The organism is Leisingera thetidis (assembly GCF_025857195.1).
Lineage (GTDB): Bacteria > Pseudomonadota > Alphaproteobacteria > Rhodobacterales > Rhodobacteraceae > Leisingera > Leisingera thetidis.
In genome coordinates, this window is the sequence record NZ_CP109787.1 from 1,326,725 (window position 1) to 1,345,438 (window position 18,714).

Genomic DNA, 18,714 nt, shown 5'->3' on the forward strand with positions numbered 1-18,714 from the left:
AATGGCCAGCGGGTTTTCCCTGAAGGACCAGCTGTTCAACCGCGAAAAGGTCCGCTATCTGGCGGGCCTTTTTGCCGCGGCTGAACCTGGGTTTGATGCCGAAGCGTTCGAAGCGCAGGTCATGGCGGAGCTGCCGTCGCTGGAGCTGAAGCAGCGGATGACGCTGATTGCGGAGGTGCTGGCAGACCATCTGCCGGAGGCTTTGCCCGCGGCTGCGCCGGTCCTGCTGAAGGCGCTGCCGCCGCCCTTGGACCCCGGCAGGACGGACGATGATTTCGGCGATTTCATCTTTGCCCCGCTGGGGGAGTATGTTGCGGCCAAGGGGGTGGCGGCGCACCCGGATCTGGTGATGGACCGGCTGCAGGCTTGGCGCGAGGCCGGGGCGCAGGACCGCAAGGAGCTGGACTGGATGACCTCCCACGCCCTGCGCGGGCTGGTCAAGGCGGGCCATCCAAGGGCGATGGCGATGCTGGGTTATGATCCGGAGCTGACGCTGGACGCGCTGATTGCCGTCCCGGATCAGGTGCGCATCGGCGAGGCCTTGGATTTCTCCTGCCGGCTGCAAGGCGCGGCGGGCGCGCCGGTTCTGGTGGATTATATCCTGCATTTCCAGCGCCCCGGCGGCAAGGCTTCGGCCAAGGTGTTCAAGCTGAAGCAGGCCAGGATCACCGGCGGCGTTCTGGAACTGGGCAAGAAGCACAAGCTGAAGGGCGATGCGACCACGTTCAAACTGGTGCCCGGGCCGCACCGGATCGAGCTGATGGTGAACGGCAAGGTGCGCGCCGGAGCGGAATTCGAGCTGCTGCCGGAAGGGTAAGGAGACTTAACTCCAGTCAAAGAATTTCTGTTTCGCCTGGCCGAAGGGCCGGGCAGCGCCCGTCCCGCCCCCCACGGGGCGGGCGCTTCGCTTCCTGCCCCGCCGGGCCGGGCGCTGCCCTCCTCGAGCTGCCGCAATCCCCTCACATCATCACAGTTGCGTCAGGCCGCCCGCCAACCCGATTGCCCGAGTGTCCGGAGGCCGCTATCCCGAAGGTCTGGGACCAGCAGGAAAGGCCGCGCCATGAACCACGAAAACGTGCAGACCTATTACGGCGAGGTGCTGCAGGGCAGCGGGGACTTGCAGACCAACGCCTGCTGCACGCCGGATGACATGCCGGACCATGTGAAGGCGGTGCTGTCGGACATCCATGACGAGGTGCTGATCCGCTATTACGGCTGCGGGTTGATCGCGCCGGAAGCGCTGGAGGGCGCGCGAATCCTCGACCTCGGCTGCGGCGCGGGCCGCGATGTCTATGCGCTGTCGGCGCTGGCGGGCGAGCATGGCAAGGTGGTGGGCGTCGACATGACGCCGGCGCAGCTGGAAGTGGCACGGCGCCATCAGGACTATCACGCCGAAGCCTTCGGCCATGCCGAATCCAACGTCGAATTCCATCACGGCTACATCGAGACGCTGGAGGACCTGGATCTGGAGCCGGGCTCCTTTGACATCATCGTCTCCAACTGCGTGATCAACCTGGCCACCGACAAGGGCGCGGTGCTGCGCGGCGCGCATCATCTGCTGAAAGAGGGCGGGGAGATGTATTTCTCCGACGTCTACGCCGACCGCCGGGTGCCGCAGGCGATGGCGGAGGACGCGGTGCTGTACGGCGAATGCCTGTCCGGGGCGCTCTATTGGAACGACTTCCTGTCGATTGCGAAGGAATCCGGGTTCAAGGACCCGCGGTTGGTGACCTCGCGCCTTTTGACCATCGAGAACCCGGAGCTGGAGCAGCGGGTGCAGCCGCTGAAGTTCCTGTCGGCCACCTACCGGCTGTTCAAGCTGCCCGCCCTGGAGCCCGCGTGCGAGGACTACGGCCAGGCGGTGATCTACAAGGGGACGATCCCGCACTCGCCGCATGTGTTTGCGCTGGACGACCATCATGTGATTGAGGCAGGCAAGGTGTTCCCGGTCTGCGGCAACACCTGGATGATACTGCAGGACACCCGCCTGGCGCCGCATTTCGAGTTCATTGGCAATTTCGATACCCATTACGGGATTTTCACGGGCTGCGGCGGCAACTCGCCCTTCAACGGGCTGGAGCAGGACAGCGCCGCGTCGGGGTGCTGTTAGAGCGGTACTTATTCGTTTGGTACCGTCCGGCCGATAGGCCGGACAGCGCCCGTCCCGCCCCCCACGGGGAGGGCGCTTCGCTTCCTGCCCCGCCGGGACGGGCGCTGTCCTCATCGCTTAACGGCGCTGCCGTTCCTGATTGCCGAATTTCTGACCGCTTGCGGCGGCAGAGCTGGGTTGCTATCCCGGCGTGAACCCAAGCGTTTTCATCGGAAACAGCACTGAGGCCTCATGAACACTGTCCCCGCCGGCATCAGCCGCACGATTGCCCCGCCACGGCTGGAAATCCGCAATATCCGGCGCTTCTTTGAGGGCCGCGCGGTGGTCAATGATGTCTCGTTGCAGATCCAGGCCGGGCAGGTGACCTGCCTGCTGGGTCCGTCCGGCTGCGGCAAGTCCACCACGCTCCGGATGATCGCCGGGGTGGAGATGCAGGACAGCGGCGAGATCCATGTCGATGGCAAGCTGATCTGCGACACCGTGTTCCGGGTGCCCCCCGAACGGCGGGAAATCGGGTTGATGTTCCAGGACTTTGCCCTGTTCCCGCACCTGAGCGTCGCGGACAACGTCGGCTTCGGCCTGAAGGGCAGCAAGGATGCGAAACGCGCCCGGGTCGAGGAACTGCTGAACCGGGTTTCGCTGAAGCGGTTCATCGACGGCTACCCGCACCAGCTGTCGGGCGGCGAGCAGCAGCGGGTGGCACTGGCCCGCGCGATTGCGCCGCGCCCGCGCATCATGCTGATGGATGAGCCGTTCTCCGGCCTCGATAACCGGTTGCGCGACGGCATCCGCGACGAGACGCTGAGCCTCTTGAAAGAAGAAGACACCGCGGTGCTGCTGGTCACGCATGAGCCGGAGGAGGCGATGCGCATGGCCGATGAGATCGCGCTGATGCGGGGCGGGCGGATCGTGCAGCAGGGCGCGCCCTACAACGTCTATACCCACCCGGTGGACAAGGCGGCGATGTCGTTCTTCAGCGATGTGAATGTTCTGAAGGCCGAGGTGAACGGCGCGCTGGCGCGCACCGCCTTTGGCGAGTTCCTGGCCCCCGGCGTGGCGGACGGCACCGCGGTGGAGATCGTGTTCCGGCCGCAGCATCTGCGCATCGACTTCGACCGCGGCGGCCAGGGGCCGCTGCCCACCCCCAGCGAGGGCGTTCCGGCGCGCGCGGTGGTGGAGCGGGCGCGGTTCCTGGGCAGCGAGAGCCTGGTCGAGTTCCGGATGGATTTCGACGGCTCGATCCTCAAGGCGACGGTGCCCAACGTCTTTCTGCCCGAAAAGGGCCGGGTGATGTGGCTGACGGTGCGCCGCAACCGCTGTTTTGTCTTTCCGGCTTGAGGCTTAAGGGGCATTCTGCATCCGGTGCAACAGGAGGTGCAGATGCAGGACAGCTATCAGATCCGGGCGTTGACGCCTGCGGAAATCCGGACCGCCGTGGACTGGGCCGCGCAAGAAGGCTGGAACCCCGGCCATCAGGATGCGGCCTGTTTTGCCGCCGTTGACCCCGAAGGATTCCGGGGCGGGTTCCTGGACGGGCAGATGATTGCCTGCATTTCGGTGGTGAACTACGGCGAAGCGTTCGCTTTCCTCGGGTTCTACATCGTCGCGCCGCAGCACCGCGGCCAGGGGTTCGGGCTTGCCCTGTGGCAAAAGGCATTGGAGCACGCGGGCCGGCGGGCCATCGGCCTGGACGGGGTGGAGGACCAGCAAGAGAATTACCGCCGCTCAGGCTTTGCGCTGGCGTACCGCAATATCCGGTTTGGCGGGGTGCCGTCCGGCGGGCTGGAAGCGTCCGCGGATTTCGACGTGACTCCGCTGAGCGCGCCGACGGCGGAGCTGGAGGCGCTGGATGCCCGCGTCTTCCCGGCACCGCGCCGGGCGTTCTGGCAGCACTGGCTAGGGGCGGCGGGGCATTTCTCCGTTGCGGCGCATCAGGGCGGCAGGCTTGCCGGTTTCGGAACCCTGCGCCCCTGCGGCAGCGGGTATAAGATCGGGCCGCTGGCGGCAGAGACCCGCCCGGCGGCGGAGGCGGTGCTGGCGCGGCTGCTGCAGCAGCTTCCAGCGGGCCAGGAGGTGTATCTGGATGTGCCGGAACCGCACGCGGCGGCGGTGGATCTGGCGCGCTCGCTGGGCTTGGAGCCGGTGTTCGGGACTGCGCGGATGTACCGGGGGGCTGCGCCGCAACTGGAGACGGACCTGATTTACGGTGTCACCAGTTTCGAGCTGGGCTAGGGGGCGCTGCCCCCGGCCCTGCGGGCCTCCACCGGGATATTTTCAGCCAGATGAATAAAGGACCTCACGACCCGTGCGGGTCGTAGTCCTGCAGGCGCTTGCCGGGCTCATCCACAAACAGTTCGGGCAGGGCCTGCGCGTCTTCGATCAGGTCGGCCCGGAACACCCGGAAATCGCCGCGGGCTTCGCACCAGGCGGTGAGGGTCCAGACCCGGCCCCAGTATTCCATGTGCAAGGGGCGGATCCGGCGCTCGGTCAGGGTGCCGTCGATGCGGCGGTAGCTGAGCTGCAGTTTCTGCCGGGCCTTGATGGCCGCGCGCAGGGCCGGCATATGGGCAAAGCCGCGGGCGGCATCGGCAAAGGGGTAGACCGCGAATTTCCACGCGTCCGCCTCGGCGATGGTCTGTTCCGGCAGCACCGCGTCGATTTTTGCCGCCAGCGACTGGGCCGCGGATTTGAGCTCGGGGTCGGCGGCCTCGGCGACGATCGCCATGCCGAGGTTCAGCGCCTCCAGCTCCTCCGGTGTCAGGGTGAGGGGCGGCAGGCTGATCTGTTCGCGCACCATGTAGCCGACACCGCGCTCGCCCTCCACCGGCACGCCGGAGGCTGCCAGCGTGTCCATGTCGCGGTAGATGGTGCGGGTGGAGACCTCCAGCCGCTCGGCGATGTCCTGCGCGCGGTGCAGTTTGCCGTCGCGCAGGATCTGGATGATTTCAAAGAGGCGGTCGGTGCGGCGCATGGGCCTAGCCTTGGCCGGCCCGGGGCGCCTTGGTCAAGCGCTCATCTGCCACAGGATCTCTTCATGGCGGATCTCGGCGCTGCCCGGAGCGATGGCGGCCATCAGCGCCGGGGCAAAGGGCTGCTGCGGAAACTCCTCTGCCACGCGGCGGGCAGTGTCCATGTCGCGCCAGACCACGTGGTCGCTCCAGCGGCCATCGGCGCCGCGGCTGAGACGGCGGAACAGGAAGCCGGGCTGCGCGCGCACATAGGCTTCGCTTTGCCGGCTGAGGGCCACGAATTCTTCGGCAGTGACCGAAGGCGCGAGCGCGAATGTCACGATTTCAGCGACGGGGTTGGTCATCACGATGTCTCCTTGATTGCTGTGATGGGGTGGATTTACCGCCTCACAACTGACATATACCTGTCAGTTGAATGCGGGCGGTGGCAAAAACTTCGCAATCCCGCGCTTGCAGGCGCTTTCTGCGCGCGGAGTTGCTTTCGCTCAAAGCAGCGCCCGCGCTAAACCCGTAGCGAACAATTCCACCGGCGCCCTCAATCCGCACCGGATCAAGCAAGGAGAGACTCACATGCTCAACAACATCGGCCTGCCTGGCCTTCTGCTCATCGCCGTCGTGGTTCTGGTCCTGTTCGGCCGCGGCAAGATTTCCTCGCTGATGGGCGAAGTCGGCAAAGGCATCACCTCGTTCAAGAAGGGCATCAGCGAAGGCAGCAAGGAGCTGGAAGAGGACGCTGCGGCCGAGGCCAAGGACGTCACGCCAGAGACCGGAAAAGACAAGGTCTAAGCGCCGATGTTCGATCTTGGGTGGACCGAACTGCTGGTCATCGGCGTGGTTGCGCTGATCGTGGTCGGCCCCAAGGACCTGCCGGTGCTGTTCCGCAATGTCGGGCGGTTCGTGGGCAAGGCCAAGGGGATGGCGCGTGAATTCAGCCGGGCGATGCATGACGCGGCGGATGAGGCCGGGGTCAATGAAATGGCCAAGGGGCTGAAGGCTGCCAGCAACCCGATGGGGTCTGCAATGGACGGGGTGAAGCAGGCTGCGCAGGACATGGCCAAGTCGATCGACCCGACCAAATTCGACCCCGGCAGCGAAACCGGCAAGCTGGCAGCGCAGCGCGCCGAGGATGCCAAGAAGATCCAGGCGTCGACCGCGCGGGCCGCGGCCGAGCGCAAGGCGCGCGAGGCCGAGGAGGCGCTGGCCAAGGCGGAAGCTGCCGAGGCGGCGCTGAAGACGGATGAAGAGGCCAAACCATGAGCAAGACGGATGAGATCGACGACTCAACCGCGCCGCTGATCGAGCATCTGGCCGAACTGCGCAACCGGCTGATCCATTCGGTTGCGGCCTTCATCGTCGGCATGGTGATCTGCTTCACCGTGGCGACGCCGGTGTTCAACTTTCTCACCGCGCCGCTGTGCCAGGTGCTGGCCGAAAGCGGCCAGGACTGTGCGCTGATCTTCATCAGCCCGCAGGAAGGCTTCTTTGTCGCGATCAAGATCTCTTTCCTGGGCGGCTTCATCCTGGCGTTTCCCTATATCGGGTTCCAGATGTGGCGGTTTGTGGCGCCGGGGCTGTACAAGAACGAAAAGGGCGCTTTCCTGCCCTTCATGATCGCCTCGCCCTTCATGTTCATCCTGGGCGCCAGCTTTGCCTTCTATGTGGTGACCCCGCTGGCCTATGATTTCTTCCTGGGCTTCCAGCAGTTCGGGTCCGGCGGCGAGGCTGTCACCGGCCAAGAGGTGAACCAGGGGCTCAGCGTGGTGTTTCAGGGCTCGGCACAGGAGTATCTGAACCTCACGATCAAGTTCATCGTCGCCTTTGGCCTGTGCTTTCAGCTGCCGGTGCTGCTGACGCTGATGGGCAAGGCCGGGCTGGTCAGCGCCGAGGGCCTGGGATCGGTCCGCAAATACGCGGTGGTGGCGATTCTGGTGCTGGCAGCCCTTGTGACGCCGCCCGACGTGATCACCCAGATCATCCTGTTCGTTGTGGTTTATGGCCTTTACGAGATCTCGATATTCCTGGTCCGCCGGGTCGAGGCCAAGCGCGAGGCCAAGCTGCGCGCCGAGGGCTACTACGACGGCGAGGACGAGATGGATGCCCATCCCGACGATCCGCTGATGGCCGAGTTCGAGGCCGAGGACGGCAGGGACAAGTAAGCCGCTGACGGTTTGAGACAGGAAGGCGCGCCAGGGATGGCGCGCCTTTTTGCCGTGCTGGCCGGGCTGCTGCCCAGCAACACTCTTTCGTGAAAACCCGTGTGCCGTTGTTTCTTTGCCTCCGGCCATGCGGCATGCTGCGGCCAGTATTTGAGTGTTGGGAGGTTTCCATGAAAAAAGTTCTGGCTGTTTTTTCCTGCGCAGCGATGTGCGCGTTTGCATCCGCGTCCTTGGCGGAGGATCCGCCCATGGGGTTCTTCGTGACCTCGGCGGGCCCCGGCGATGGCGGCAACCTTGGCGGGCTCGAAGGGGCGGATGCCCATTGCGCCCAGCTGGCCGAAGCGGCGGGTTCTGCCGGGCGCACCTGGCGCGCCTACCTCAGCACCCAGGAAGAGGGCAAGCGCGGCATCTCCGCCCGCTCCCGCATCGGCACCGGCCCCTGGTACAACGCCAACGGCGAGCTGATCGCGGTCGATCTGGACCAGCTGCACATCATGCCCAACCTGGTCCTGCGGACCGCGGTCGACGAAAACGGCAACCGGATCAAGGGCCGCGGCGATGATGTCAACGAGCATGACATCCTGACCGGCACCCAGGCCGACGGCACCGCCTATTTCCCCTGGCAGGAGGGCGACAAGACCTGCTCGAACTGGACCTCCAACGGCGACGGTGCGGCCACGGTCGGCCACCATGACCGGCATGGCGGCGGCAACACGTCCTGGAATGCGGCGCATGAGTCGCGCGGATGCAGCGCGGACAACCTGCGCGCCACCGGCGGCAACGGCTATTTCTACTGCTTCGCCGCGGATTGATCCTGCCGCCCGGAACGAACCGCAGGCGCCGCGCGGGCGCCTGCCGGATCCGCCGGGCTGGCGCTGCGGTGGGGGCAGGACCGCCTTCCTGCCCGGACTGGCCCGCCCCCTCTTGCCGCCCTTGCCGGAACGTGCTTTGAAATCCGCCAACTGACGGACGGAGGCACCCCATGGACCAGAACGCATTGACCCGCATCGCCGAGGCGCTGGAGCGGATGTCGCCCGCCCCCTTGGAAACCCCGGATTTCAACGCCGCCGGCGCCTTTGTCTGGCATGTGGGCCCGGAGCGGCTGGAGCCGGTTCCGGATGTGAACCGGGTCGATCTGGACCTGCTGGTCGGCATCAACCGCTCGCGCGATACGCTGCTGGACAACACCCGCCGTTTTGCGCAAGGTTACGCCGCCAACAACGCGCTTCTGTGGGGCGCGCGCGGGATGGGGAAATCGAGCCTTGTCAAAGCCGTGCATGGCGCCCTTGCCGCGGATCACCCGGAGCTGAAACTGGTGGAGCTGCAGCGCGAGGATCTGCCGTCGGTGGCGCGGCTGCTCAACCATCTGCGCGGCGCGGCGCACCGCTTCATCCTGTTCTGCGATGACCTGTCGTTCAGCCATGACGACCAGCACTACAAGAGCCTCAAGGCGGTGCTGGACGGCGGCATCGAGGGGCGGCCGGAAAACGTGGTGTTCTACGCCACCTCGAACCGGCGCCACCTGATGCCGCGCGACATGATCGAGAACGAGCGCTCCAGCGCCATCAACCCGTCGGAAGCGGTGGAGGAAAAGGTGTCGCTGTCGGACCGGTTCGGGCTGTGGCTGGGCTTCCATCCTTGCGATCAGGACGAATACCTGGCGATGATCCAGGGCTATTGCGCCGCCTATGGCGTCGAGGTGGACGCAGAGGAGCTGCGGGCCGAAGCGGTGGAGTGGCAGGCCACCCGCGGCGCCCGCTCGGGCCGGGTGGCCTGGCAGTTCTTCACCGATCTGGCCGGGCGGCACGGCGTGGCCCTGCGCTGAGCGCGCAGCAGATGCGCCGTCGGGACAAGCCGGGCGGGAGAGTGCGAAAAAGCCCGGCCAATCAGCCGGGCTTGTGTGTGTTCCAAGGGCGCTGCCGCCGTCAGTTCAGGTAGCTGAGCGGGTCGATGCTTTCGAAGCCGTCGCGGACCTCGAAATGCACATAGGCGTCGTCGCCGCTGCGCAGTGAGGCGATGCGCTGGCCGCGCACGACGCTGTCGCCCTTGTTGACGGTGATGTTGCCGACGTTCTGGTAGACCGTCAGCAGCTTCTGGCTGTGGCGGATCACCACGATCGGCACATTGTTGGAATCTTTGGTGATCGCCGCCACGGTGCCCGCTTCGGCGGCCGTGACCGGCGCGCCGGCGGCCGCGGCAATGTCGATGCCGTCGTTGCGGCCCTTGGCGTAGGTCTTGATGATCTTGCCCTGCACCGGATAGGCCATCGCGGCGCTGCTGGCGCGGCTGGGCTTGGGCAGCTCCGGCGTGGGCAGGGTTTCCGCAGCCGGCTTGACGGCGGCGGGCTCGACCTTCTCTTCCGGCAGCGGCCGGCTGGCGCTGGGCGGCACTGGCGTTTCAGAGCCGGCGCCCGGCTCGGTCACCGCCACCGGGGCTGCCGCCGGCGCCAGCTCGGGAGCGCGCTCTTCCTTCAGGGGGATCAGCAGGAACTGGCCTTCGCGCACCGCAAAATCGCTGCCCAGCCCGTTCCACTCGGCCAGCGATTTCACCGGCACCTGGTAGAGCCGCGAGATGGTATAGGCGGTCTCGCCGCGTTTTACCTTGTGGCGCACCGGCTCCGGGCCGCGCTGCACCTTGGCAGGCTGCGGATCGGGGACCGGCTGGATCGAGGTGGTGGTCACCGATCCCGGATTGGGCGAGGTCAGCGGCGCGGTGTCGATGGCCTGGCCTGCAAGGCTGGCGATATCGACCGATCCCGGCGAGGAGCCGGCCCCCGCGGGCAGGCTGTCCGGCGCGCGGCGCGGCAGGGCCAGCACTTCGCCCTGGCGCATCTTGTCGCTGGATTCCATGCCGTTGAACCGGGCCACTTCCTGGGGCGGCAGGCCGATGCGGGCGGCCACATCCGAGACGGTATCGCCGCGCTGCGCCACCGCCACCTGGTAGGAGGGGTAGGTGATCAGGCCGCGGGCATCCGGAGAGGGGCGGTTGGCGGTGGCGGACTGGGCGGCGCCGGCGGTGTTGAAAGCCCCCAGCTGGCCGCGCAGGTCGTAATCCAGCGGGCTTTGGCAGGCAGCCAGCACCCCGGCCAGCGGCAATACGGCCAGCAGCCGTGCACGGGGCAGCCCGCCGAAGGCGGTCCGGGTGGGGGGGGTCCGGGTCATCTTGCTCTCCTCAAAACACGCTTCCCCTTTTTCGCGGGGATTCTCTCGCGTCAATCACTATAGCCCATGCCGCCGGGACGGCGGCTGATTTCCGCCGTCAGTTTAAGGCCGGGGACGGTGAATTTCAAATGGATGCATTGAATCCGCCGGGCCGCGGCCTCAGCTGTCCTTGCCCAGCCCTTCGAGCAGGGGCACAAAGCGCACCGGGCGCAATTCGTCATACTCCAGCCCGTCCTCGGTCTTGCGCACCCGGATCAGGGTCTGCACGTGGTTGGACTGGCCCACCGGCAGCACCATGATGCCGCCCACCTTGAGCTGCGCCAGCAGCGGCCCGGGCGGATCCTCGGCCGCCGCCGTCACGATGATGCGGTCGAACGGCGCCTGTTCGCTCAGGCCGTGGCTGCCGTCGCCGACCAGCGAGGTCACATTGCTGAGGCGCAGGCCGTCGAACACCGCCCGCGCCTCGCGCACCAGCCGGGCGTGACGGTCGATGGTATAGACCCGGCGCGCCAGTTTCGACAGGATCGCCGCCTGATAGCCGGAGCCGGTGCCGACCTCCAGCACGGTGTCGCGCGGCGAGATCTGCAGCGCCTGGGTCATCATCCCCACCACCGAGGGCTGCGAGATGGTCTGGCCGCAGGAAATCGGCAGCGGCACGTCCTCATAGGCGCGCTGCGCAAAGATGCCGCGCACGAACAGGCCGCGGTCGATCTCCTCGATGGCCTCCAGAACATGGGTGTCGGTGACGCCGCGCGAGCGCACCGAGAACAGGAACTGCATCTTGGTTTCCGGGCCGGGTCCGCTCATGCGCCGGCACTTTCAATCGCCTTCAGCGCGCCGATGGCGTCGCGCGCGGTCAGATCGGCGCGCATCGGGGTGACCGAGATATAGCCGTCCAGATTGACCGCCGCGTCCGACCCGGGGGCGGTTCCGGCCTGCTGGTTGCCGCCGCGGATCCATATGCAGCGGCGCCCGGTGGGGGACAGCTGCTCCTGGGCCGAAAAATGGCTGCCGCGGCGGAAACCCTGGGGGGCCACGCGGGTGCCCTTGACGTCCGCCGCCGGGACCGGCGGGAAATTGATGTTGTAGAACAGCCGGTAGTCCTGCGCATCCTGCGGCTGGGCCGCCAGGATCTTCTGCACCAAAGCGGCGCCATGCACGGCGGAAGCCTCGAACGGGTTTTCGGTTTCGCGGTTGGCGGGGCCGTAATACTGCGACAGCGCCATTGCCGGGATGCCCTGCAGCGCCGCTTCCATGGCGCCGCCCAGGGTGCCGGAATAGAGCGCGTTTTCCGCCGAGTTGTTGCCGCGGTTCACCCCCGACAGCACCAGGTCGGGCTTGTTGCCCTGCAGCGCCACATGAATGCCCGCCAGCACGCAGTCGGCGGGCGAGCCTTCGGCGGCAAAGCGGCGGCTGCCCAGCTGGCTGAGCATGGTGGGGCGGGTGTAGGTGATGCAATGGCCGACGCCGGACTGTTCGAATGCCGGCGCCACGGTCCAGACCTCGCCGTCCGGGCCTGCGACCTCATGGGCGATGGCGTCGAGGATGGCGAGCCCTTCGGCGCTGATGCCGTCGTCATTGGTGATCAGAATGCGCATGGGGTGTCTGCCTGCCGTTTTCAACCGGGTTTTCGATTGAATAGGACCTGCGCCGGAACGGGGCAAGGTTTTCACCGTGCTTTGGGCGATCGGTGTTGCAGGCGGGCAGGGAAGCAACAGGCGGGGCGGCAGAAGGGCGGCGGGCAGGCACTCCCGCCGCCCGGACCTGCATCAAAGATGCCGTCCCGGGCGTTGGGCCGGGCGCCGCGCCGGGCGCGGCGCGGGCGCGCGCCGGGGGGCCGTCAGTCTGCCAGGATCTGCGGCAGCAGGCGTGCGGCCTCGTCCTGGATGGAGCTGAGAGGGCCGCGGTCCTCGCCCGGGTGGAAGCGGGCGCGCAGGGCGGTGGCCATCGGCTGCGGCTCCAGAATGCGCACCTGCGGGCCGGTGCGCGCGGATTCCGCCTGCCAGCTTCGGGCCAGCGCCATCTGCGCCGCCTTGGTGGCGCCATAGGTGCCGTAGAACTTCTCGCCCGCCTTGGGGTCGTCAAAGAACACCGCGCGGCCCGTCTGGCCCAGGAGCGGCGCCACATAGGCGATCAGCACCGATGCCGCGGTGGCGTTGATGGCAACCGCCTTGGTCCAGTCCTTGGCCGCCACCGAAGGCGCCGGGCAGAGCGCGGTGGCATGGATCGCGGTGTGCAGCCACAGGTCCAGCTTGCCCCAGCGGTCATGGATGCCGCGGCACAGCGTTGCCATCGCCTCGGGCACGGTGATGTCCATCGGCGCCAGGGTGGCAGAGCCGCCCGACGCCTTGATGCGGTCGTCAAGCTCTTCCAGCGCGCCGGTGGTGCGGGCCACGGCGACAATGTGATGGGTGGGCGCAAGCGCCTCGGCCAGGGCGTTGCCGAGGCCGCGCGATGCGCCGGTGATGAGAGCGATTTTGTCTGTCATGGCACGCCTTGTGGGCCGCAGGCGCGGGCAGGTCAAGGGGGCAGCGCAGAGGGCAGGCAGGCAAAGCGCCGCGGCGGCGCCGCAAGGGGGGAATGCGCGGAAATCCCGGGCTGATGCCCGGCCGGGAAACTGCCCACTGCCAGGCGGGGCTGCGGCCGGTTCAGCTGCCCGGCATCAGCAGGCGTTTGGTTTCGCCGCGCTGGTTCAGCACCAGCCCCTGGGCGTCTATGGCCACCACCTGGCCCTGGGACAGGCGGGTGCCGCGGGTGACCGCGCGGGTGCGGCCCGACGGCAGGCGGATCAGCGCGGTCATGCTGTCCTCGGGGCCGAACAGGCCCAGCAGGCTCAGGTTGCTGCGGTTCACCGCGTTGTTCTGGGTTGCCAGCCCTGCCACCTTGGCAGAGGTGCTGTCAGCGTGCGTCGGGTTTTCCATGCCGTCCATTCCTGAAAAGTCCGGACGTATCTGGGCTGTCCCGGGCGCCGCATCAAGCGGTTCTATCCGCCTGTTGCCGGGCATCGGCGGGAAGCCGCGGACCATTGCAACAGGACCGGGAACAGCCGCGCCGCAGCACCCGTTCAGGCGTCGAAAACCAGCGACGGCAGGTCGTGGCCATAGGCATAGAGCAGCTCCAGCAGCTCCTCCAGCTCGGCGCCGTCCTTCTGCAGCGGATAAAGCGGGTGATTCTGCTCGGTGACCTTCAGTTCCGGGTACTGGCCGCCGGGGCGCATCTCCAGCATGCAGCCTGCGGGCACCGGCATGTCGGGCGGGATCGCATTGGCCAGCCAGGCCGGGCGGTCGCCCAGCTTTTCGGTCTCGCGCATCTCGAAGAGGTCGAGATAGGCGTCGAAATCATCCCGGCTGAGGCTGGCCCAGGTGCCCAGGATGAACTCCTCGCCGCGGCTGTTCGCCAGCGGCACCGCCAGCACCGCGCGGATGAAGCGCAGCTCGCCCAGGCGGCAGAAATCCTCGGTCAGGATATCGCCGCGGGTGGCGAGGACGGCGGAGTTGTCCTCCACCTCCATGTCCTCGGGGCAGATGTCGGGCCGGTCGCAGCTGAGGCTCAGAAGCTGCGCAAAGGTCGCGCCGCAGCAGCGGCACTGGCGCGGAGAGGTCAGCATGCGGGCAAGATGCGCGTCCAAGGGGCGGCCTTTCATCTGGGAGCAAAGGAAAAGGCGCGGGCCGCCGCGGCCAGCGCCTTTTCCCTGTACGGTTCGCGGCCCTCATACGCGGATGCGGCCGGAAGTTCAAACCCCCCTGCCGGCGGGGCAGGCCGCAGCCTCAGCCCGCGGCCAGCTTGGAGGCGTTCCAGGAGGCGCCGGGGGCGGGCATGTCCTGGATCTTGGCGCTGACCCGGCTGCTGCCTTCCAGCGCCGCGAGGTATTCCGGGGTGACGCCGGTGATGTAGTTGCCGTCAAAGCAGGAGCAGTCAAAGCCCTGGATGTCCGGGTTGCCTTCCTGGGCGGCCCAGATCAGGTCCTCGAGCTTCTGGTAGAACAGCCCGTCGGCGCCCAGCTCCTCGCGGATTTCCTCGACGCTGAGGCCGTTTGCGATCAGCTCGTGCTTGGTCGGCATGTCGATGCCATAGACGTTGGGATACTTCACCGGCGGCGAGGCGGAGGCGATATAGACCTTCTTGGCGCCGGCCTCGCGGCACATCTGCACGATCTTCTTGATGGTGTTGCCGCGCACGATGGAATCGTCGATCAGCAGCACGTTGCGGTCCTTGAACTCCAGCGGGATCGCGTTCAGCTTGCGGCGCACCGATTTCTGCCGCTCGGCCTGGCCCGGCATGATGAAGGTCCGGCCCACATAGCGGTTCTTCACCAGACCCTCGCGGTAGCGGATGCCGGTGGAGTTGGCGACTTCCAGCGCCACGGGCCGCGCCGAATCAGGCACCGGGATGATGCTGTCGATCTCCAGCCCGGCCTCCTGGATCTGCTTGGCCAGCGCCTGGCCCATGCGCAGCTGGGTCTTGTAGACCGAGACGCCGTCCATCATCGAGTCCGGCCGCGCCAGATAGACATACTCGAAGATGCAGGGGGTCAGCTTGCCCTCGACCGCCTGGAAGCTGTGCATGTTGCCGTCCAGATCGATCAGGATCGCTTCGCCGGCCTTCACATCGCGCAGCTTCTTGAACCCGTTGATGCCGAACGCCACGTCTTCGGAGGCAATGCAGTAGTCATCGCCCTCGCCCTGCGCCGGGCGCTTGCCGACCGACAGCGGCCGGATGCCGTGCGGATCGCGGAACGCCAGCATGCCGACACCGGCGATCATGCACAGCACCGAATAGGCGCCCTGCACCCGCTCCATGGTCATCTTGACGCCGGCAAAGATGTTGCGGATCGGCTCGGCGTTGCCATTCACCTTGATCGCGTCCGCCACCTTGTCGGCCAGCACGTTCAGCAGGATTTCCGAATCCGAGGTGGTGCGCAGATGGCGGCTGTACTTGCCGGTCACCTTCTCGCGCTGCTCGGCGGTGTTGGTGATATTGCCGTTATGCACCAGATAGATGCCATAGGGCGCGTTGACAAAGAACGGCTGCGCCTCGGCGGCACTCAGCGAGCCCGCGGTGGGATAGCGCACATGGCCCATGCCGACGCGGCCCGTCAGGGTTTCGGCGTCCGACGGCCCGAACACGTCCTTGACCAGGCCGTTGGCCTTGCGCTCGCGGAAGAACTCGCCGGTGTAGGTCACGATGCCCGAGGCGTCCTGGCCGCGGTGCTGCAGCATCAGGAGCCCGTCATAAATTTCCGCAAAGACATCGGTGTCCCGGCTTGCGATCCCCAAAATCCCGCACATTGGCTGGCTCCAATCCCACTTAGGCTTTGCTGTTCGGTTGCTGCTGGAAGCGGTTGTGGCGGCAGTCTAGCGCATTTTCGCGCCCGCGCGCCAACCGGAGCGTTCTGGCCGCGCCCTGTCCCGATGCGGCGGCACTGGCCGGGGCCTGGAGACCTTCCGCATGCGCGGCAGCACGCGCTGGGCGCGGCGGCACATGGCCGGAGGGGCAGGCGGGCAGCGTCTGCGGCAGCGGCAAGGCGGGGTTGCTCCGAATCCGTTTCCTGTTCCGGCCCTCACATAGTGCCTTTCTTCCCGTCTGTCATCAAAGGATCACAAATCCCTGCTGCAGCGCGGCGGCGGGCTGGGAAGCGGGCAGCCGCCACGGCCCGGCCCGCCGCAAAAAACAGGCCCGCCCCAGCGGCGGGGCGGGCCGGCGGCTGCAACTGCGGCCGGTTTGCTCAGCCGCCCGGCGCCTTGTAGGCGCTGGCGATCTTGCCGGCCTTTTTCTGTATCGCGGTGAACTCGTCCGAGGTGAACGCCCGCACGGTTTTCAGGTTGCTGACAGCGCCGCTGGCGCCGGTCACCAGCAGGCCGGCCAGCAGGTCGCTGATATCGTCGATGGTCACCTTGATGGCGAAATCGTTTTCCCCGGTGGTCAGGTAGTAGCTTTCCAGCGTGCCGCCCGCGGCCTCGACAAGGGACCGGGCCGCCGCCTCGCGGTCGCTCGGGTTCTCGATCACCGCCTTCATGGCAGCGGGCGTGTAGCTGCCGGTCACGATAAATCTTGGCATAATGACTCTCCCTGGGGGGAGCGGGCCGCCCATGGACAGGATGCCGCACAGTTTCAGCCCGCGCGTCCCCCGCTTCGGATCATATCACATTTCCGTCAGCTTGGCATTGGCGGGGCGCAGGCATCCCGGCGGCTGCAGCCCGTGCGTCAGTGCAGCGTCAGCAGGGCGATGGCGCCGACCAGGACGAGGCTCAGCGCCCAGACCAGATCGAGGTTGAACCAGCTGCGCGACAGGAATTTCAGCCCCAGCCAGCGGTAGACGCCGAACGCCAGCGCGCCGCCCGCAGCGGTCATGGCAAGGGTATGCAGCACCGCCACCAGTGCGGCGATGCCGGCATTGCCGCCGATCAGCGTGCCGGCCGCCGCGTGGCCCGCGTCCGTCTCGACGGTGCGGCAGAGGCCAAGGTAGATGGGCACCAGCATCAGCCCGGCACCATGCGCCATTGCCGCCAGGAACGACCACAGCGCCAGCCGCGACGGCGGCACCCGGGCCAGAATGCGCGGATGGCGGCGGTTCCACAGCAGGTACAGGCCCAGGGCAATCACCAGCCAGGCGGCGCCGGTTTGAATCTCGTGCTGCCACTCTGCCAGCAGCAGCAGCGCCGAAAACGGAAACAGGATCGCCGCCATCGCCGCCAGATGCCCGCCGGCCAGCGCCAGCAGCGCCTTCCACAGGCTGTTCTGCGCGCGGTCCATCAGCGCCGCCGACACCGCCAGCGGCCAGCCCATCGCCGGGTTCACGCCGTGATACACGCCCGAGGCGGCAACGGCCCCCCACAGGGCCGCCGCGGTGCCGATCTCCGCCACCCGTCAGACGGAGGGGTAGCAGAAGCTGTCGGTGGAGCAGTCGCCGCCTTCCAGCCGGATCTGGTGGCTGCGGTAGCCCTTGGGGAACTCCACATAGAAATCCTTGTCCAGCTCCAGCCCGCCGTTTTCGCCGGCGTTGGCCATCACCATCTGGCCGCCCTCGGCGTCCGGGTAGAACTGATCGTCCCAGGTGGAATAGAGCGAGTTGGTCCAGTAGACCCGCTTGCCGTCGCGGCTGATCTCCACCATCTGCGGGCCATAGGCAAACGCCTTGCCGTTGGGGTGCTTGGCGCCCCGTGCAATGCCGCCAAGCTCCACCTTGCCGGCCAGCTTCGGCTGCATCGGGTCGGAGACATCATACTGGTGCATCTCCCCCAGCCCCCAGCAGGCCACATAAAGGAACCGGTCATCCAGGCTCAGGTCGATATCGGTGACCAGCGGCGGCACCGCCTCGAAACCCTGCAGCAGCGGCGGCAGGTTCTCCGGCTTTTCGGGGCGCGGGTCGATGGTGATGGTCTTCTTGGCGTCAAATGTGCCGTCTGGCTTCTGCCACCAGGTGAAGATCGCGCCCTGCAGGTTGGCGGTATCCACCACCACGCCGCAGAACCCGTAATCGCGCGCAGGATCATGCGCGGGCCGGATCTCCAGCGCCATCTGGTGGTTCTCGCCCAGGTCGATGGTCTGCACGTTCTTGCGCTGGCGCAGGTTCCAGAAGTGAATCGAATGGCCGTATTTGTTGCTGAGCAGATCCTCGGCCACGATGCCGTTCTCGAACTGCGGCGGCAGCGCCCATTCCGAACTCACCATGTAGTCGCGCGGCAGGTTCCACCAGAAGTCGTAATGCTTGTCCTGCTTGCCGCGGTCCATCTCGTAACGGCCCAGGATCTCGAAGCTCTCGCAATCCATGATGAAGATGCCCGGCGGGCCGTCGGTGCCGTCCTTGCCGCCGCCGCCCAGGGTGGAGACATAGATGCCCTCGGGGCCGCAGTGGATGGTATGCGGGCGCGAATATCCGGTCTTGGCAAAGACCTCCTCGGGTTCGATGATCTTGTGGATTTTCGCCTTCAGCGGCTCCTTGACGTCCACCACATAGATCCGGCTGGAGCGGATGCCCGGAATGATCAGGTAACGCCGCTCCAGGAACGCGTGGCCGGACAGCGGCGACAGCGACGAGGAACAGGCGTTCCAGCCGAAATGGTGAAATTCATCGCCCTTGTTGGGCATCATCAGCTGATGCACGATCTGGCCGTATCGCTTTGACTTCGGATCGGTATCGACCACCGCCAGCCCGTCGGGCTGCGACCCGTCCGGGCTCAGCATCAGGGTAAAGGCCAGCGTTTCCGCCGGCGCCTCCATGGCAAGCCTGGGGGTGGCATGAAAAGTGGGGTCAGGCCTCAAGTTCATCGTCAAATCCTCCCTGGTAGCAGGCGCCGGGAACATTGGTCTTCCAGATG

General features: G+C 66.8%; 21 protein-coding genes. 9 read left to right on the forward strand and 12 right to left on the reverse strand.

Annotated features, from left to right (window positions below):
* Position 1: 1 nt before the first annotated feature.
* The 4 genes from OKQ63_RS06330 to OKQ63_RS06345 all read left to right on the forward strand — a co-directional run bounded on the left by OKQ63_RS06330 (position 2) and on the right by OKQ63_RS06345 (position 4,342).
* Positions 2 to 817 (forward strand): YhaZ family DNA alkylation repair protein, encoded by an 816-nt coding sequence (locus OKQ63_RS06330; protein WP_264213108.1) that lies wholly within the window; start codon positions 2 to 4, stop codon positions 815 to 817.
* 243 nt (positions 818 to 1,060) lie between these two features.
* The gene (locus tag OKQ63_RS06335; protein ID WP_264213109.1) at positions 1,061 to 2,110 is read left to right on the forward strand and encodes a methyltransferase domain-containing protein; all 1,050 of its coding nucleotides are present in this window, start codon (positions 1,061 to 1,063) and stop codon (positions 2,108 to 2,110) included.
* Positions 2,111 to 2,341: 231 nt separating this feature from the next.
* Entirely contained in the window at positions 2,342 to 3,448 is a 1,107-nt protein-coding gene (locus tag OKQ63_RS06340) for an ABC transporter ATP-binding protein (RefSeq protein ID WP_264213110.1), read from the forward strand.
* A gap of 42 nt (positions 3,449 to 3,490) precedes the next feature.
* Positions 3,491 to 4,342: a GNAT family N-acetyltransferase gene (locus tag OKQ63_RS06345; protein ID WP_264213111.1), complete on the forward strand. Its 852-nt coding sequence runs from the start codon at positions 3,491 to 3,493 to the stop codon at positions 4,340 to 4,342.
* A 64-nt stretch (positions 4,343 to 4,406) separates the two neighbouring features.
* Here the strand turns inward: OKQ63_RS06345 and OKQ63_RS06350 are convergent, their stop codons facing one another.
* Together OKQ63_RS06350 and OKQ63_RS06355 are read right to left on the reverse strand one after the other, a co-directional pair.
* The gene (locus OKQ63_RS06350; protein WP_264213112.1) at positions 4,407 to 5,081 is read right to left on the reverse strand and encodes a helix-turn-helix transcriptional regulator; all 675 of its coding nucleotides are present in this window, start codon (positions 5,079 to 5,081) and stop codon (positions 4,407 to 4,409) included.
* A 33-nt stretch (positions 5,082 to 5,114) separates the two neighbouring features.
* A complete protein-coding gene (locus tag OKQ63_RS06355) occupies positions 5,115 to 5,423 on the reverse strand; it encodes a hypothetical protein (protein ID WP_264213113.1) in 309 nt (102 codons plus the stop codon).
* Positions 5,424 to 5,649: 226 nt separating this feature from the next.
* Here OKQ63_RS06355 and OKQ63_RS06360 point away from each other — a divergent pair, with 226 nt between their 5' ends.
* The 5 genes from OKQ63_RS06360 to OKQ63_RS06380 all read left to right on the forward strand — a co-directional run bounded on the left by OKQ63_RS06360 (position 5,650) and on the right by OKQ63_RS06380 (position 9,060).
* Positions 5,650 to 5,865, forward strand: a complete 216-nt coding sequence (locus OKQ63_RS06360) for a twin-arginine translocase TatA/TatE family subunit (RefSeq protein WP_264213114.1) — start codon at positions 5,650 to 5,652, stop codon at positions 5,863 to 5,865.
* Positions 5,866 to 5,871: 6 nt separating this feature from the next.
* Positions 5,872 to 6,336 carry a Sec-independent protein translocase protein TatB gene (gene tatB / locus OKQ63_RS06365; RefSeq protein ID WP_264213115.1) on the forward strand — a complete coding sequence of 155 codons (465 nt, stop codon included), beginning with the start codon at positions 5,872 to 5,874 and terminating at the stop codon, positions 6,334 to 6,336.
* Positions 6,333 to 7,235, forward strand: a complete 903-nt coding sequence (tatC, locus tag OKQ63_RS06370; RefSeq protein ID WP_264213116.1) for a twin-arginine translocase subunit TatC — start codon at positions 6,333 to 6,335, stop codon at positions 7,233 to 7,235. Before tatB ends, tatC begins: the two co-directional genes overlap by 4 nt.
* A gap of 170 nt (positions 7,236 to 7,405) precedes the next feature.
* Positions 7,406 to 8,047, forward strand: a complete 642-nt coding sequence (locus OKQ63_RS06375) for a hypothetical protein (protein ID WP_264213117.1) — start codon at positions 7,406 to 7,408, stop codon at positions 8,045 to 8,047.
* A gap of 170 nt (positions 8,048 to 8,217) precedes the next feature.
* On the forward strand, positions 8,218 to 9,060 hold the full coding sequence (locus OKQ63_RS06380) for an ATP-binding protein (protein WP_264213118.1): 843 nt from the start codon (positions 8,218 to 8,220) through the stop codon (positions 9,058 to 9,060).
* Positions 9,061 to 9,160: 100 nt separating this feature from the next.
* Here OKQ63_RS06380 and OKQ63_RS06385 read toward each other — a convergent pair whose 3' ends face one another.
* The 10 genes from OKQ63_RS06385 to OKQ63_RS06430 all read right to left on the reverse strand — a co-directional run bounded on the left by OKQ63_RS06385 (position 9,161) and on the right by OKQ63_RS06430 (position 18,664).
* Positions 9,161 to 10,396 (reverse strand): peptidoglycan DD-metalloendopeptidase family protein, encoded by a 1,236-nt coding sequence (locus OKQ63_RS06385; protein ID WP_264213119.1) that lies wholly within the window; start codon positions 10,394 to 10,396, stop codon positions 9,161 to 9,163.
* Positions 10,397 to 10,555: 159 nt separating this feature from the next.
* Entirely contained in the window at positions 10,556 to 11,203 is a 648-nt protein-coding gene (locus OKQ63_RS06390; protein ID WP_264213120.1) for a protein-L-isoaspartate(D-aspartate) O-methyltransferase, read from the reverse strand.
* A complete protein-coding gene (surE, locus tag OKQ63_RS06395; RefSeq protein ID WP_264213121.1) occupies positions 11,200 to 11,994 on the reverse strand; it encodes a 5'/3'-nucleotidase SurE in 795 nt (264 codons plus the stop codon). The genes OKQ63_RS06390 and surE overlap by 4 nt, the downstream gene beginning before the upstream one ends.
* A gap of 242 nt (positions 11,995 to 12,236) precedes the next feature.
* Positions 12,237 to 12,884 carry an SDR family NAD(P)-dependent oxidoreductase gene (locus tag OKQ63_RS06400; RefSeq protein ID WP_264213122.1) on the reverse strand — a complete coding sequence of 216 codons (648 nt, stop codon included), beginning with the start codon at positions 12,882 to 12,884 and terminating at the stop codon, positions 12,237 to 12,239.
* Positions 12,885 to 13,044: 160 nt separating this feature from the next.
* Positions 13,045 to 13,317: a hypothetical protein gene (locus OKQ63_RS06405; protein ID WP_264213123.1), complete on the reverse strand. Its 273-nt coding sequence runs from the start codon at positions 13,315 to 13,317 to the stop codon at positions 13,045 to 13,047.
* Between the two features lie 143 nt (positions 13,318 to 13,460).
* Positions 13,461 to 14,003 (reverse strand): DUF2199 domain-containing protein, encoded by a 543-nt coding sequence (locus tag OKQ63_RS06410; RefSeq protein WP_264213888.1) that lies wholly within the window; start codon positions 14,001 to 14,003, stop codon positions 13,461 to 13,463.
* Between the two features lie 160 nt (positions 14,004 to 14,163).
* Positions 14,164 to 15,684 (reverse strand): amidophosphoribosyltransferase, encoded by a 1,521-nt coding sequence (purF, locus tag OKQ63_RS06415; protein ID WP_264213124.1) that lies wholly within the window; start codon positions 15,682 to 15,684, stop codon positions 14,164 to 14,166.
* Between the two features lie 437 nt (positions 15,685 to 16,121).
* A complete protein-coding gene (locus OKQ63_RS06420; protein ID WP_264213125.1) occupies positions 16,122 to 16,454 on the reverse strand; it encodes a GYD domain-containing protein in 333 nt (110 codons plus the stop codon).
* Between the two features lie 146 nt (positions 16,455 to 16,600).
* Positions 16,601 to 17,260 (reverse strand): hypothetical protein, encoded by a 660-nt coding sequence (locus OKQ63_RS06425; protein ID WP_264213126.1) that lies wholly within the window; start codon positions 17,258 to 17,260, stop codon positions 16,601 to 16,603.
* Between the two features lie 3 nt (positions 17,261 to 17,263).
* On the reverse strand, positions 17,264 to 18,664 hold the full coding sequence (locus tag OKQ63_RS06430) for a selenium-binding family protein (protein ID WP_264213127.1): 1,401 nt from the start codon (positions 18,662 to 18,664) through the stop codon (positions 17,264 to 17,266).
* Positions 18,665 to 18,714 lie beyond the last annotated feature (50 nt).